Here is a 13,148-nt window from a genome sequence, read left to right on the forward strand (position 1 = left end):
GTCCGGGCGTGGCTCAGCGCGGAGCCGACGGCGAGCCGACCACGCCGAACCCCACCGGAGAATCCCGTGTTCCTCAGCCCGCACGAGCAGGACCGCCTGCTCGTCCACGTCGCGGCCGATGTCGCCCGCCGCCGCCGCGAGCGCGGCCTGCGACTCAACTATCCCGAAGCCGTCGCGATCATCACCGCCTTCCTGCTCGAAGGGGCCCGGGACGGGCGTTCGGTGGTGGACCTCATGTCGGCCGGCCGGACCGTGCTCGGCCGCGACGACGTCCAGGACGGCATCCCCGAGCTGCTGAGGGAGGTGCAGGTGGAGGCCACGTTCCCGGACGGCACCAAGCTCGTGACGGTGCACCACCCGATCCCGTGATCCCCGGGGAGATCCTGCCGGCGGACAGCCCGGTGGAGATCAACGTGGGTCGGCCGGTCACCACGCTGGTCGTGGTCAACACCGCCGACCGTCCGGTGCAGGTCGGTTCGCACTACCACTTCGCCGAGGCCAACCCGGCCCTGGCGTTCGACCGGGACGTCGCCTGGGGGCAGCGTCTCGCCGTCCCGGCGGGTACCTCGGTCCGGTTCGAACCGGGCGTGAGCCGCAGCGTCGACCTGGTGCCGCTCGGCGGCGCGCGCGTCGTGCCGGGCCTGCGCGGCGAGTGCGCCGGGCCCCTGGACACCGCGTCACCAGCCAGACCGACGACCGACGGGCCGGCGCGGTGAGCGCCGTGCGGCGGGACCGCTACATCGATTTGTACGGGCCCACCACCGGCGACCGCATCCGGCTGGCCGACACGAGCCTGCTGATCGAGGTCGAGACCGACCACTGCGTGGGCGGCGACGAGGCGGTCTTCGGCGGTGGCAAGGTGATCCGCGAGTCGATGGGCCAGTCACGGGCCACCCGTGCCGAGGGCGCCCTCGACACCGTCATCACCGGCGCGGTGGTGCTCGACCACTGGGGGATCGTCAAGGCCGATGTGGGCCTGCGGGACGGGCGGATCGTCGCCCTCGGCCGGGCCGGCAACCCGGACACCATGCCCGGCGTCCACCCCGACCTGGTCATCGGCCCGGCCACCGAGGTGATCGCCGGCAACGGCCGGATCCTCACCGCCGGCGCCGTCGACACCCACGTGCACTTCATCTGCCCGGAGATCGTCACCGAGGCGCTCGCCAGCGGCGTCACCACGCTCGTCGGCGGCGGCACCGGCCCCGCCGAGGGCACCAGGGCCACCACCGTCACCCCGAACGCCTGGCACCTGGCGCGCATGCACGAGGCGCTGGACACGCTGCCGGTCAACGTCCTGCTGCTCGGCAAGGGCAACACCGTCTCGCCAGAGGCGCTGTGGGAGCAGTTGCGCGCCGGCGCGGGCGGTTTCAAGCTGCACGAGGACTGGGGCACCACCCCGGCGGCGATCGACGCCTGTCTGCGGGTGGCGGACGCCTCCGGCGTGCAGGTGTCGATCCACACCGACACCCTCAACGAGGCCGGGTTCGTGGCCGACACGCTGCGGGCGATCAGCGGTCGGGCCATCCACTCGTACCACACCGAGGGCGCGGGCGGCGGGCACGCGCCGGACATCATCACGGTGGCCAGCGAGCCCAACGTGCTGCCGTCGTCGACCAACCCGACCCGGCCGTACACCGCCAACACCCTCGCCGAGCACCTGGACATGCTGATGGTCTGCCACCATCTCAACCCGTCCGTGCCCGAGGACCTGGCCTTCGCCGAAAGCCGCATCCGACCGTCCACGATGGCCGCCGAGGACCTGCTGCACGACCTCGGCGCGATCTCCATCATCGGCTCCGACGCGCAGGCGATGGGCCGGGTGGGCGAGGTGATCCTGCGGACCTGGCAGAGCGCGCACGTCATGAAGGAGCGGGTGGGCGCGCTGCCCGGCGACGGGGCCGCCGACAACCACCGGGCCCGGCGGTACGTGGCGAAATACACCATCTGCGCGGCGATGGCGAACGGGCTGGACGGCGAGGTCGGCTCGGTCGAGCCGGGCAAGCTCGCCGACCTGGTGCTGTGGGACCCGGCGTTCTTCGGCGTACGACCACACCTGGTGATCAAGGGCGGCATGATCGCGTACGCCCAGATGGGTGACGCCAACGCGTCCATCCCGACGCCGCAGCCGATGCTGCCGCGACCGATGTTCGGGGCGTACGGCGTCGCGGCGGCGGCCACCAGCCTGGCGTTCGTCGCGCCGGCCGCCCTCGACGCCGGGCTGCGCCTGGACGTGCGGCGACGGGTGGTGCCGGTCGCCGATGTGCGCTCGCGGGGCAAGGCCGACCTGCCGGAGAACAACGCGATGCCCCGGATCGAGGTGGACCCGGACACCTTCACCGTGCGGATCGACGGGGAGGTGGTGGAACCGGACCCGGTGCCCCGCCTGCCGATGACCCAGCGGTACTTCCTGTTCTGATGCCGACGTCGAGCCTGCTCCTGTTGCTCGCCGACGGTCGCTTCCCGGCCGGCGCGCACGCGCACTCCGGTGGTCTGGAGGCCGCCGTCGCCGCCGGCCGGGTCACCGACCTGGCCTCGTTGGAGGCGTTCCTCGTCGGCCGGCTGGCCACCGCCGGTCTGGTCGGCGCGGCGTTCGCGGCGGCGGCGCACCGGGCGGCGGTCACGCCGGCCAGCGTCGGCCCCGGCGCGCGCCCGGTCGGCCTCGGCCATCCCGCGCGGCGGGCGACCACGCCGACCGATCCCGGCGTACGCCCGGCGGTGGCGGCTGATTCGGCCGTACGCGGGGAGGCGCCGGCCGACGCCAGCCCGTGCCGGAACGCGCTGGCGCGGCTCGACGCGGAGTTGGACGCCCGTACCGCGTCACCGGCGCTGCGGGGGGTGTCCCGCCGCCAGGGCCGGGCCCTGCTGCGTGCCGGACGGGCCATCTGGTCGGCTGGCCCGTTCGACGATCTGCCCGCGACACCGCAGGGAGCGCACCAGCCGTTGGTGCTCGGGCTGCTCTGCGCCGCCGCCGGCCTGAACCGCGCCGAGACCGCGACGGTCGCCGCCTACGGGACGGTGACCGGCGCGGCCAGTGCCGGCGTACGCCTGCTCGGTCTCGACCCGTACCAGGTGCAGGCCCTGCTGGTCGGTCTCACCGACCTCTGCGACGGCACCGCCGCCGACGCGGCGCGGGCCGCCGACGATCCACCCGAACGGCTGCCCGCGGCCGCCGCGCCCCTTGCCGACATCTACGCCGAAGCTCATGCCACCTGGGAGGTGCGTCTCTTTGCGTCCTGACACCGTTTCGCCGATCGCTGCGCCCACTGCCGACCCGCACGACGAGACTGTTCCGCACACCCACCCCGAGCCGGGGGTGGACCCGCATCCGCCGCTCGCGCGGGCCGGCCGGGCGCTGCGCGTCGGCATCGGCGGGCCGGTCGGGTCCGGCAAGACCGCCCTGGTGGCGGCGCTGTGCCGGGCGTTCGCCGACGAGCTGCGCCTCGGTGTGGTCACCAACGACATCTACACGACCGAGGACGCGGACTTCCTCAAGCGGGCCGGCGTGCTGGACCCGAGCAGGATCCGCGCGGTGGAGACCGGGTGCTGCCCGCACACCGCCATCCGCGACGACATCGGGGCCAACCTCGACGCCGTGGACGAGCTGGCCGAGGCGGTTGGCCCGTTGGACCTGGTGCTGGTCGAGAGCGGCGGGGACAACCTGACCGCCACGTTCAGCCGGGGCCTGGTGGACCGGCAGATCTTCGTGGTCGACGTGGCCGGCGGGGACAAGGTGCCCCGCAAGGGCGGCCCCGGGGTCACCTCCGCCGACCTGCTCGTGATCAACAAGACCGACCTGGCGCCCATGGTCGGCGCGGACCTGGCCGTCATGGACCGGGACGCGCGGGCCCGGCGCGGCGACCTGCCGACCGTGTTCCTGTCGATCGTCGGGGACCCGACGGCCGGTCGGGTCGCCGACTGGATCCGCCACGAGCTGGCCCACCACGCGGCCCTGCACCCGATCGCCGCGCAGGCCGGCCCGGTCTGATGCGCGCGTTCGCCCGGGTGGTGGCCCGCGCCGACGGCCGGGGCGGCACGACCCTGACGGAGCTGCGCGGCGAGACGCCGCTGCTGCTGCGCCAGACGCCCGGGGACGGTCGCGTCGTGACCGTGTACGTGGTGGGCGGGGCGGCCGGCCCGCTCGCCGGCGACGACCTGCGGCTGGAGATCGACGTGGGGCCGGGCGCGGCGGTGCGGGTGCACAGCGTCGCCGCCTCGGTGGCCCTGCCCGGCCGGCCCGGCGCCGTGTCGCGGATGGCGGTACGCGCCGTGGTGCACGACGGCGGCGCACTGCACTGGCTGCCCGAGCAACTGGTCGCGGCGGCCGGCTGCGCGCACCTCGCCGAGTCCCGCATCGAGCTGGCCGCAGACGCGCGGCTGACCTGGCGGGACGAGGTGATCTGCGGCCGGTACGGCGAAACGCCGGGCGCCGCCGTCGTGCACACCCGGGTCGACTACGACGGCCGGCCGCTGCTGCGCCAGTCCCTGGCGGTGGGGCCGGGTGCGCCCGGCTGGGCCGGCCCGGCGGTGCTCGGCGGCGTGTCGGCCACCGGGTCGCTGCTGGTGGTGGACCCGTCGCGCCCCGCCGAGCCCGCGATGGTCGAGGGCACGCTCGCGCGGCTGCCCCTGGCCGGTGGTCCGGCGACGCTGTGGAGCGCCACCGCGCCCGACGCACACACCCTGCGCGCCCACCTCGAGGCGGGGGTGGGCGCGAGCGTCCAGGGCTGATCCCGTTAGGAAGGGCCCCTTCTTATACACCAGGCGTTAGGAGGGGGCCCTTCCTTGAACCCTCTGGTCATGGCCTGAACCCCGACGTTGTTATGCGGCATCTCGGCCCCGCCGGATCGGAATGCTCCTAGTCTCCGAAGGTGCGATCGTCGGTCGCCGGAGGGCTCACAGGAGGCCGTGATGAGTGGAAATGCTCGACCCGAGGGCATCAGTCCGACAGCCGTGGAGGGCGCTCCCGGGCTGTGGCGCGTCGACCTTCAGCGGCACGATCTCAGCATCGAGGGCCGGGAGGTCGTGCAGAGCCGGGTGGAGTTCACGCCGGACTCGCCGCCGTTCAAGCACTTCCACCCCGGCGAGGAGATCATCTGTGTGCTCCAGGGGTCGCTGGAGTACACCCTCGACGGTCAGCCGCCGGTGGTGTGCAACGTCGGTGACGCCCTGACCGTGCCGTACGGGGTCCACCACCAGGCCCGCAACGTCGGCGACGGGGTGGCCGTCGAGTTGGCCACGTACGTCGTCGAGAAGGGCAAGCCGCTGCTCACCAAGGTGGAGTGAGCCCGACGTCAGCGGCGCGGCCCGGTCGCCTCGGCGTGGTCGCGGCGACCGGCCGGGTCGAGGCGGGCGATCAGCTCGGCGAGGTCGTCGAGCAGGGCGCTGTCGGCCGGTACGCCCACCTCGGCGAGGCTGGCCCGGACCCGCTCGTCGAGGCGGGCGTGCTCGCGGCGGCCGCGGGCAGTCAGGTAGGCCCGGATCCGTCGGCGGTCCAGCACGTCGATCCGCCGGAACACGAGGTTACGGTCGACGAGTTGGTCGACAAGCTTGGTGAGCGTGCCCGGCGGCAGCGAGGCTTCGGCGGACACCTCGCTCATCGGGTGGCCCTGACCGTCGGCGAGCAGGCAGAGCACCCGCCACGCCTCGGTGGTCAGCTCGTCGTCGGCCAGGACGGCGGCCAACCGGCGGGAGAGCAGCCGTTCGGCGCGGGTGAGCGAGCGCAGCAGGTCGGCTGGCGCCCCGGGCACGTCTGACATGGAACTCCCTGGGCCGGTGGGCCCTGTCATGGTAGCGAGTCGTCCCGGTCCGTGGTGAACTCTGGTCTTCCGACCTGGGCCGGGCAATCATGTGCTCATGTCCGCGCCGGCACCGCCGTGGCTCACCGTCGATCGGGCCGTGGTCAGCATCGCGCTGGTGTACCCGATGCGCGGGCCGGCGGGAATGTTCGGCCCGACCTGCGAACTCTGCGCCCAGCTCGCGGTCGAGGAGATCAACGCCTGCGGCGGGGTGCTGGGCCGGGAGGTACGGCTGGTGCCGGTCGACGGTGGCGCCCCGCCCGCCGAGGTGGCCGCCGAGGTCGAGGCGCTGGTGTCGGTGGGGGCCGTGCAGGGCGTGACCGGTTGGCACATCTCCTCGGTACGGCAGGCGCTCGCGCCCCGGGTCGCCCACCGCGTGCCGTACGTCTACACCGCGCTGTACGAGGGCGGTGAGCGTACCGAGGGGGTCTATCTGACCAGCGAGACGCCGGACGCCCAGTTGTGGCCCGCCATGCGGCTGCTCGCGGGCGAGCAGGGTGTGCGCCGTTGGTTCGTGGTCGGCAACGACTACGTGTGGCCCCGGCGTACCGCGCGGGCGGCCCAGCGGTACGCGGTGCGCGGCGGCGGTCGGGTGGTGGGGCAGGCGTTCCTGCCGTTGGAGACGCACGACTTCGACGAGGTGCTGCGCCAGATCGAGCGCAGCGAGGCCGACGCGGTGGTGATGCTGCTCGTCGGCGCGGACGCGGTGCGGTTCAACCGGGCGTTCGGGCGGGCCGGGATGGACCAGCGTTGCCTGCGCCTGAGCACGTTGATGGACGAGAACATGCTGCTGGCCAGTGGCGTGGGCGCGACGCGGCGGCTCTACAGCACGGCGGGCTTCTTCGCCGGTCTCGTGACGCAGGAGAACCTGGACTTCCACGGCGAGTTCGCCCGCCGGTTCGGGGTGGAGGCGCCGCCGCTGGGCAGTCTGGGGGAGTCCTGCTACGAGGGTGTGATGCTGCTCGCCGCCCTGATCGCGCAGGCCCGCACCCTCGACGTACGGGCGATCGAGACGGCTGCCGACTCGGTGGCGTACCACGGGCCGCGCGGTCGGCTGCGGCTGCGTCGGCGGCACGTGCGCCAGCGGATCTACCTCGCCGAGGCCGACGGTCTCGACTTCACCGTGCTCGCCCAGCTCTGACCGACCGTCCGGACCCTTGACAGGTCCACCCGGCCCGACCCTAAGATACTTCCTGCGTGAAGTATCTGGCTCGGGGCCGGATACCGCGATTGTGTCCACCGTCGGCGGAAATCTGTCCGCCGACCATTGTGGTGGCCCTTTCCTCAGCCGAATTAATCAGTGCCGGCATCGTCGTGTGAAGGCGATGTCGGCCATTGTGGCGTGCGCCCTCTCCAGGTGCCGGGGAAACAGTCAATTAAGGACTGGGAAACACTCACGCAATCATGCCGGTCGACGCTTTGCGTGCCCGTACCCGATGCGATGACCACCGGCGACGTCCACCCGTCGACCTCGGCATCGCCAAGTTCAGCTCCACCGGACCGCACCGACCGTCCTTTCGCCACTTGAGTGCACCGCAGGGAGATTAGATGTCACTTCTTTGGGGCCGCCGCATCCTGGCGGGTGCCATGACCCTCGTCGCCGCGGCCGCCATGACCGCGTGCGGCAGCAAGACCAATGACGAGGGCGGCACGGCCGGCGTCACCGCCGACGTCTCCGGCGACACCGTCAAGGTGGGCCTGCTCAACTCGCTCTCCGGCACCATGGCGATCAGCGAGGTCACCGTCCGCGACTCGATCATGCTCGCCGTCGAGGAGATCAACGCGGCCGGTGGGGTACTCGGCAAGAAGATCCAGCCGGTCGGCGAGGACGGCGCGTCGGACTGGCCCACCTTCGCCGAGAAGGCCGAGAAGCTCATCTCCGAGGACCGGGTCGCCGCCGTCTTCGGCTGCTGGACGTCGGCCAGCCGCAAGGCGGTCAAGCCGGTGTTCGAGAAGAACAAGGCGCTGCTGTTCTATCCGGTGCAGTACGAGGGCCTGGAACAGTCGCCCTACATCTTCTACACGGGCGCGACGACCAACCAGCAGATCGTCCCCGGGCTCGACTACCTCAAGTCCCAGGGAACGAAGTCGGTCTACTTGGTCGGCAGCGACTACGTGTTCCCGCGAACGGCCAACAAAATCATCAAGGCGTACGCGGCGGCGAACGGGATGACCGTGGTCGGCGAGGATTACGCGCCGCTCGGGTCCACCGAATTCGGCACGATCGTCAACAAGGTCAAGTCGTCCGGCGCGAAGGCGGTCTTCAACACCCTCAACGGTGACAGCAACGTGGCCTTCTTCAAGGAGTACAAGTCGGCCGGGCTGACCGCCGCCGCCATGCCGGTGGTGTCGGTGTCCATCGCCGAGGAGGAGGTCAAGGGCATCGGCACCCAGTACCTGGAGGGTCAGCTGACCGCCTGGAACTACTACCAGACCACGCCCGGCGCGGCGAACAGCAAGTTCGTGGCCGCGTACAAGGCGAAGTACGGCGCGGACAAGCCGACGAGCGACCCGATGGAAGCCGCCTACGTCAGCGTCTACCTGTGGAAGGCGATGGTCGAGAAGGCCGGCGCGTTCGACGTCGAGAAGGTCCGCGGCGCGTCCGACGGGATCACCTTCGACGCGCCGGAGGGCCTGGTCACCGTCGACGGCAAGACCCAGCACATCGCCAAGACCGCCCGCATCGGCAAGATCGGCGCGGACGGCCTGATCACCGAGGTGTGGAACTCCGGCAAGCCGGTCGCGCCGGACCCGTACCTCAAGACCTACCCGTGGGCGAGCGGCCTGAGCTGACGACGCCGGCCCGGGCGGGTGGCGCGACGACGCGCCCCCCCCCGGGCCCCCCGACCAGCAGTACGGAGTACCCACCGTGACAGTCCTCTTCGGTCAACTCTTCACCGGCATCAGCATCGGCGCGGTGCTGCTGCTCATCGCGCTCGGGCTGGCGCTGACCTTCGGCCAGATGAACGTGATCAACATGGCCCACGGCGAGTTCATCATGGCCGGCGCCTACACCACGTACGTGTTGCAACAGAGCATCAGCGGGGCCGGTGTCTCCCTGCTGGTGGCGTTGCCGGTGGCGTTCGTGGTCGCCGGCACGATGGGTGTGCTGCTGGAGATCCTGCTGATCCGTCGGCTCTACGCCCGCCCGCTGGACACCCTGCTGGTCACCTGGGGCGTGTCCCTGATGCTGCAGCAACTCGCGCGGGACGTCTTCGGCAGCCCGAACGTGCAGACCCGCGCGCCGGACCTGCTCACCGGCAACGTGGCGTTGCCCGGCGGGCTGACCGTCGCCAACAACCGGCTGTTCATCCTGGCCCTGGCGCTGGCCGCCGTCGCCGCGCTCACCCTGGCGCTGCGGCTCACCCCGTTGGGGCGTCGGATCCGCGCGGTGGTGCAGAACCGCGACCTCGCCGCGGTGTCCGGTATCCCCACCGCCCGGGTCGACCGGACGACGTTCTTCGTCGGCTCCGGCCTGGCCGGGCTCGCCGGGGTGGCGCTCACCCTCCTCGGCCCGATCGGCCCGACCATGGGCACCAACCTGATCATCGACGCCTTCCTGGTCGTCGTGGTCGGCGGGATCGGCCAGCTCAAGGGCAGCGTGATCGTCGCCTTCGCCCTCGGCGTGCTCCAGGCCACCGGGGAGTACCTCACCACCCTCAGCGTCGCCAAGGTGATCGTCTTCGTGGCGATCGTCGCGTTCCTCCAGTGGCGGCCACAGGGCCTGTTCACCCTGCGGACCAGGAGCCTCGCATGACCGCCGTGACACCCGCGCCGCCGAGCACCGTCGGCACACCGGCCCCGGCCGACGCCGTGCCACCGAGACGGCCCGGTGGCCGCTCGCGGCTGCGCACGCTGGCCGGGTTCGCGTTCGGCGCGGCGCTGCTGTTCGCCGTCGCGCCGCTGGCGCTGTCGGACTTCCGGCTGGCCCTGCTCGCCAAGTACCTCTGCGTCGCCATGGTGGCCGTCGGCATCGGCATCGCCTGGGGTCGGGGCGGCATGCTCACCCTCGGCCAGGGCGTCTTCTTCGGCCTCGGCGGCTACGCGATGGCCATGCACCTCAAGCTCGCCGACGCGGGTCCCGGTGGGATGCCCGACTTCATGCAGCTGTACGGGCAGCTCGACGAACTGCCCGTGTGGTGGCGGCCGTTCGCCAGCCCCTGGTTCGCGTTGCCCGCCACGGTGCTGCTGCCGATGGCCGTCGCCTTCGGGCTCGGCTCGCTGGTGTTCCGTCGCCGCGTGCGGGGCGCGTACTTCGCCATCCTCAGCCAGGCCCTCGCCGCCGCCATGGTGATCCTGCTGATCGGTCAGCAGGGGACCACGGGCGGCACCAACGGGCTCACCGACATCCAGGGCTTCTTCGGTTACGACCTCGACGACCCGGTCAACCAGCGGATGGTCTACTTCATCATCGCCGGCATTCTGTTGGCGCTGCTCGCCCTGGCCCGCCAGCTCATGCACAGCCGCTACGGCGAACTGCTGGTGGCGGTGCGCGACGGCGAGGAGCGGGTCCGCTTCCTCGGCTACGACCCGGCGTCGGTCAAACTCGTCGCCTACGTGGTGGCGGCCGGCATGGCAGGCCTCGCCGGCGCGCTGTTCGTGCCGGCGGTGGGCATCATCTCGCCCGCCCTGATCGGCATCGTCCCGTCGATCGAGTTCGTCATCGGGGTCGCGGTGGGCGGTCGCGCCACGCTGCTCGGGCCGGTGCTCGGCGCGGTCGCGGTGGCCTGGGCGCGTACCGCCCTCTCCGAACGGTTCCCGGGCACCTGGACGTACCTCCAGGGTCTGCTCTTCGTGGTGGTGGTGGCGTTCCTTCCCGGCGGCCTGGCGTCGCTGTGGGCGCTGGCCCGTCGCCGCGACGCGGACCCCGCGTCGAGCCGGCGCGGGTGGTTCCCGCTGGCCCGGCGACGCGCCGACCGGGCGGAGGTGGAAGTGGCATGAGCGACGACCGACTGGACGGGTTGTCCGTCCGTGACGTGCGGGTCAGCTTCGACGGTTTCACCGCGGTCGACGGCGTCTCGCTGGAGGTGCCCGCCGGGGACATCCGGTTCCTGATCGGGCCGAACGGCGCGGGCAAGACCACCCTCGTGGACGCGATCACCGGCCTGGTGCGGGCCACCGGATCGGTGTGCTTCGGGGATCAGGAGCTGCTGGGTCGGCCCGTGCACCGGATCAGCCGCCTCGGTGTCGGACGGACGTTCCAGACGTCGACGATCTTCGAGGAGCTGTCGGTCGTGCAGAACCTCGACATCGCGGCCGGCGCGCGCCGGAGCTGGGCCACCCTGGCCCGGCGACGGCGGGGCATCCCCGACGAGGTGGCCGCCGCGCTGGACACCATCGGGCTGACCGGCCGGGCCGACCAGCTCGCCGGCACGCTCGCGCACGGCCAGAAGCAGTGGTTGGAGATCGGCATGCTGCTGGTGCAGGACGCCCGGCTGCTGCTGCTCGACGAGCCGGTCGCCGGGATGAGCCACGAGGAGCGCGACGCCACCGGCGCCCTGTTGGAGACGGTGAGCCGCGACCGCACGGTCGTGGTGATCGAGCACGACATGGACTTCCTGCGGCGCTTCGCGCGCAGCGTGACCGTGCTGCACGCGGGCAAGGTGCTCAGTGAGGGCACGGTGGCGCAGGTCCAGGCGGACCCGCGCGTGCAGGAGGTCTACCTTGGCCACTCGGTCGACGCCGGGTCGGTCCCCAGTCCTTCGGAGGCATGATGCTGACCCTGCGTGGGGTGCACGCCGGTTACGGACGTTCCCGGGTGCTGCACGGGGTGGACCTCGCCGTCCCGCCGGACGGGGTGGCCGCGGTGCTCGGGCACAACGGCGCCGGCAAGAGCACCCTGCTGCGGGTCGCGGCGGGCCTGCTGCGCCCGACCGCCGGGGTGGTCGAGCTGGACGGCGAGGACGTCACCCGGCTCGCGCCGCACGAGCGGGTGGCGCGCGGGATGGCGTACGTGCCGCAGGGCCAGCAGTGCTTCCCGCACCTCACGGCGGCGGAGAACCTGCGCCTGGTCGCCGACGGCCGGCGCGACGGCGCGGTGGCCACGGCGGAGGTGCTGGACCTCTTCCCGGCGCTGCGCCCGTTGCTGCGGCGGCGGGCGGGGCTGCTCTCCGGCGGACAGCGTCAGCAGCTCGCCATCGCCCGCGCGTTGATCACCCGGCCGCGGCTGCTCATGCTCGACGAGCCGACCGAGGGCATCCAGCCGTCGGTGGTCGCCGAGATCCAGGAGCGGATCGTCGAGCTGACCCGGCAGTCCGGCTTCAGTGTGCTGCTCGTCGAGCAGCACCTCGGCTTCGCGCTGCGGGTGGCGAACCGCTACCACGTCCTCGAATCCGGCCGGGTCACCTCGCACGGCGACGGGGGAGTCACGGCGGAGCGGGAGGTACGCGCGGCCCTGGCGGTCTGAGCCGGCTCGGGCCGGAGCGTGCCCCGGCGGCACCCTCCGGTTCGTAGAATCCCTGCCATGGCGCAGATCGTCGAGTTACTGGCCTCGCCCGTGCACCGCTTCCTGGGCCGGCCCAGCGACGGTCCGGCACCCGCGCCCCCCGGCGAGCTGGTCGACGCCGTCCAGATCCGGGCCGGCCTTGGCATCGTCGGCGACCGCTACTTCGGCAAAGCGGCACACCGCGACGCCAGCGTCACGGTGATCGCCCAGGAGTCGCTGCCGGCCGGCATCGGGCTGGCGCAGGTCCGCCGCAACATCCTCACCGCCGGCCTCGCCGTGGACGAGCTGATCGGCCGGGTGCTGGTCCTCGACTCCGGCGACGGCCCGGTCGGCCTGCGGGTGAACCGGGCCGCGCGCCCCTGCGCCTGGATGGACGTCACGGTCGGCCCGGGCACCTGGAAGGCGCTGCGCACCACGGGCGGCGTCCGCTGCACCCCCCTGCACGACGGCGTGCTGCGGATCGGCCCGGTCACCGCCACCGTGAGCTGACCGACGCTCAGACCTGGCTGATGTGCGCGGCGAGCACCCGCCATCCGTGCGGGTCGTCGTGCACCCAGGTGCGGGTGTAGCGCAGGCGCGCGCTGAACGGCGCGCCGTCGAACATCCCGGCGACCCGGGCCAGGCAGAACGTCACCCCGGTCGACCCGACGACGAGCAGGTCCAACTCCTCCTCGGTCAGCTCCTCGACGACCGAGGTCCGGTCCCGGTACGCGGCGAGATCTTCGGCCTTGGTGTGCTTCCGGCCGTCGGGGCCGATCGCGATCAGTTGGTCGACCAGCAACTGGTCGAGGGCGGCGGCGTCACCGGCCCGCTGCGCGGCCTGCAGGGTGCGTTCAGCGTCGAGTAGCTCCGCCTCGCGTGCGCTGTCCGGCATGGCGCCGTCCTCCCGGTCTCCCACTCCCGGCGTCACC

The 13,148-nt window shown here is 72.4% G+C and carries 16 protein-coding genes; 14 read left to right on the forward strand and 2 right to left on the reverse strand.

The window, feature by feature from the left end; translation table 11 throughout:
* Window positions 1-66: 66 nt before the first annotated feature.
* The 7 genes from ACIBTX_RS22645 to ACIBTX_RS22675 all read left to right on the forward strand — a co-directional run bounded on the left by ACIBTX_RS22645 (window position 67) and on the right by ACIBTX_RS22675 (window position 5,280).
* Window positions 67-369 carry an urease subunit gamma gene (locus ACIBTX_RS22645; protein WP_222957358.1) on the forward strand — a complete coding sequence of 101 codons (303 nt, stop codon included), beginning with the start codon at window positions 67-69 and terminating at the stop codon, window positions 367-369.
* A complete protein-coding gene (locus ACIBTX_RS22650) occupies window positions 366-716 on the forward strand; it encodes an urease subunit beta (RefSeq protein WP_357394704.1) in 351 nt (116 codons plus the stop codon). Before ACIBTX_RS22645 ends, ACIBTX_RS22650 begins: the two co-directional genes overlap by 4 nt.
* Window positions 713-2,416, forward strand: coding sequence for an urease subunit alpha (locus ACIBTX_RS22655; RefSeq protein ID WP_396832959.1), 1,704 nt, complete (start codon window positions 713-715; stop codon window positions 2,414-2,416). The genes ACIBTX_RS22650 and ACIBTX_RS22655 overlap by 4 nt, the downstream gene beginning before the upstream one ends.
* Window positions 2,416-3,237: an urease accessory protein UreF gene (locus tag ACIBTX_RS22660; RefSeq protein ID WP_396832960.1), complete on the forward strand. Its 822-nt coding sequence runs from the start codon at window positions 2,416-2,418 to the stop codon at window positions 3,235-3,237. The genes ACIBTX_RS22655 and ACIBTX_RS22660 overlap by 1 nt, the downstream gene beginning before the upstream one ends.
* Window positions 3,227-3,985, forward strand: a complete 759-nt coding sequence (gene ureG / locus ACIBTX_RS22665) for an urease accessory protein UreG (RefSeq protein WP_357117692.1) — start codon at window positions 3,227-3,229, stop codon at window positions 3,983-3,985. The genes ACIBTX_RS22660 and ureG overlap by 11 nt, the downstream gene beginning before the upstream one ends.
* Window positions 3,985-4,725 carry an urease accessory protein UreD gene (locus ACIBTX_RS22670; protein WP_396832961.1) on the forward strand — a complete coding sequence of 247 codons (741 nt, stop codon included), beginning with the start codon at window positions 3,985-3,987 and terminating at the stop codon, window positions 4,723-4,725. The genes ureG and ACIBTX_RS22670 overlap by 1 nt, the downstream gene beginning before the upstream one ends.
* Before the next feature lie 180 nt (window positions 4,726-4,905).
* Entirely contained in the window at window positions 4,906-5,280 is a 375-nt protein-coding gene (locus ACIBTX_RS22675; protein ID WP_357117699.1) for a cupin domain-containing protein, read from the forward strand.
* A gap of 8 nt (window positions 5,281-5,288) precedes the next feature.
* Here ACIBTX_RS22675 and ACIBTX_RS22680 read toward each other — a convergent pair whose 3' ends face one another.
* Window positions 5,289-5,753: a MarR family winged helix-turn-helix transcriptional regulator gene (locus tag ACIBTX_RS22680; protein ID WP_396832962.1), complete on the reverse strand. Its 465-nt coding sequence runs from the start codon at window positions 5,751-5,753 to the stop codon at window positions 5,289-5,291.
* 97 nt (window positions 5,754-5,850) lie between these two features.
* On the opposite strand from ACIBTX_RS22680, the gene ACIBTX_RS22685 reads away from it, so the two are divergent.
* From ACIBTX_RS22685 to ACIBTX_RS22715, 7 genes are all read left to right on the forward strand, one after another.
* Complete coding sequence (locus ACIBTX_RS22685; RefSeq protein WP_357169560.1) at window positions 5,851-6,933, forward strand: substrate-binding domain-containing protein; 1,083 nt, start codon at window positions 5,851-5,853, stop codon at window positions 6,931-6,933.
* Between the two features lie 407 nt (window positions 6,934-7,340).
* Entirely contained in the window at window positions 7,341-8,585 is a 1,245-nt protein-coding gene (urtA, locus tag ACIBTX_RS22690; protein WP_357117706.1) for an urea ABC transporter substrate-binding protein, read from the forward strand.
* 76 nt (window positions 8,586-8,661) lie between these two features.
* Entirely contained in the window at window positions 8,662-9,549 is an 888-nt protein-coding gene (urtB, locus tag ACIBTX_RS22695) for an urea ABC transporter permease subunit UrtB (protein ID WP_357117709.1), read from the forward strand.
* On the forward strand, window positions 9,546-10,733 hold the full coding sequence (gene urtC, locus ACIBTX_RS22700) for an urea ABC transporter permease subunit UrtC (RefSeq protein WP_357117712.1): 1,188 nt from the start codon (window positions 9,546-9,548) through the stop codon (window positions 10,731-10,733). The genes urtB and urtC overlap by 4 nt, the downstream gene beginning before the upstream one ends.
* Window positions 10,730-11,506, forward strand: coding sequence for an urea ABC transporter ATP-binding protein UrtD (gene urtD / locus ACIBTX_RS22705; protein WP_357117715.1), 777 nt, complete (start codon window positions 10,730-10,732; stop codon window positions 11,504-11,506). The genes urtC and urtD overlap by 4 nt, the downstream gene beginning before the upstream one ends.
* The gene (gene urtE, locus ACIBTX_RS22710; RefSeq protein ID WP_396832963.1) at window positions 11,506-12,198 is read left to right on the forward strand and encodes an urea ABC transporter ATP-binding subunit UrtE; all 693 of its coding nucleotides are present in this window, start codon (window positions 11,506-11,508) and stop codon (window positions 12,196-12,198) included. The genes urtD and urtE overlap by 1 nt, the downstream gene beginning before the upstream one ends.
* A gap of 57 nt (window positions 12,199-12,255) precedes the next feature.
* Complete coding sequence (locus ACIBTX_RS22715; RefSeq protein WP_357169566.1) at window positions 12,256-12,726, forward strand: molybdenum cofactor biosysynthesis protein; 471 nt, start codon at window positions 12,256-12,258, stop codon at window positions 12,724-12,726.
* A gap of 7 nt (window positions 12,727-12,733) precedes the next feature.
* Here ACIBTX_RS22715 and ACIBTX_RS22720 read toward each other — a convergent pair whose 3' ends face one another.
* The gene (locus ACIBTX_RS22720; RefSeq protein ID WP_357117724.1) at window positions 12,734-13,111 is read right to left on the reverse strand and encodes a nuclear transport factor 2 family protein; all 378 of its coding nucleotides are present in this window, start codon (window positions 13,109-13,111) and stop codon (window positions 12,734-12,736) included.
* Window positions 13,112-13,148 lie beyond the last annotated feature (37 nt).

Source organism: Micromonospora sp. NPDC049359 (genome assembly GCF_044466585.1).
GTDB lineage: Bacteria > Actinomycetota > Actinomycetes > Mycobacteriales > Micromonosporaceae > Micromonospora.

What these genes read in the sequence shown, in the direction of transcription:
- ACIBTX_RS22715 (WP_357169566.1), top strand. Translation starts at nt 12,256, where the DNA reads ATGGCGCAGATCGTCGAGTTACTGGCCTCGCCCGTGCACCGCTTCCTG.
- ACIBTX_RS22670 (WP_396832961.1), top strand. Translation starts at nt 3,985, where the DNA reads ATGCGCGCGTTCGCCCGGGTGGTGGCCCGCGCCGACGGCCGGGGCGGC.
- urtE (WP_396832963.1), top strand. Translation starts at nt 11,506, where the DNA reads ATGCTGACCCTGCGTGGGGTGCACGCCGGTTACGGACGTTCCCGGGTG.
- urtA (WP_357117706.1), top strand. Translation starts at nt 7,341, where the DNA reads ATGTCACTTCTTTGGGGCCGCCGCATCCTGGCGGGTGCCATGACCCTC.
- urtD (WP_357117715.1), top strand. Translation starts at nt 10,730, where the DNA reads ATGAGCGACGACCGACTGGACGGGTTGTCCGTCCGTGACGTGCGGGTC.
- ACIBTX_RS22685 (WP_357169560.1), top strand. Translation starts at nt 5,851, where the DNA reads ATGTCCGCGCCGGCACCGCCGTGGCTCACCGTCGATCGGGCCGTGGTC.
- urtC (WP_357117712.1), top strand. Translation starts at nt 9,546, where the DNA reads ATGACCGCCGTGACACCCGCGCCGCCGAGCACCGTCGGCACACCGGCC.
- ACIBTX_RS22720 (WP_357117724.1), bottom strand. Translation starts at nt 13,111, where the DNA reads ATGCCGGACAGCGCACGCGAGGCGGAGCTACTCGACGCTGAACGCACC.
- ACIBTX_RS22675 (WP_357117699.1), top strand. Translation starts at nt 4,906, where the DNA reads ATGAGTGGAAATGCTCGACCCGAGGGCATCAGTCCGACAGCCGTGGAG.
- ACIBTX_RS22660 (WP_396832960.1), top strand. Translation starts at nt 2,416, where the DNA reads ATGCCGACGTCGAGCCTGCTCCTGTTGCTCGCCGACGGTCGCTTCCCG.
- ACIBTX_RS22680 (WP_396832962.1), bottom strand. Translation starts at nt 5,753, where the DNA reads ATGTCAGACGTGCCCGGGGCGCCAGCCGACCTGCTGCGCTCGCTCACC.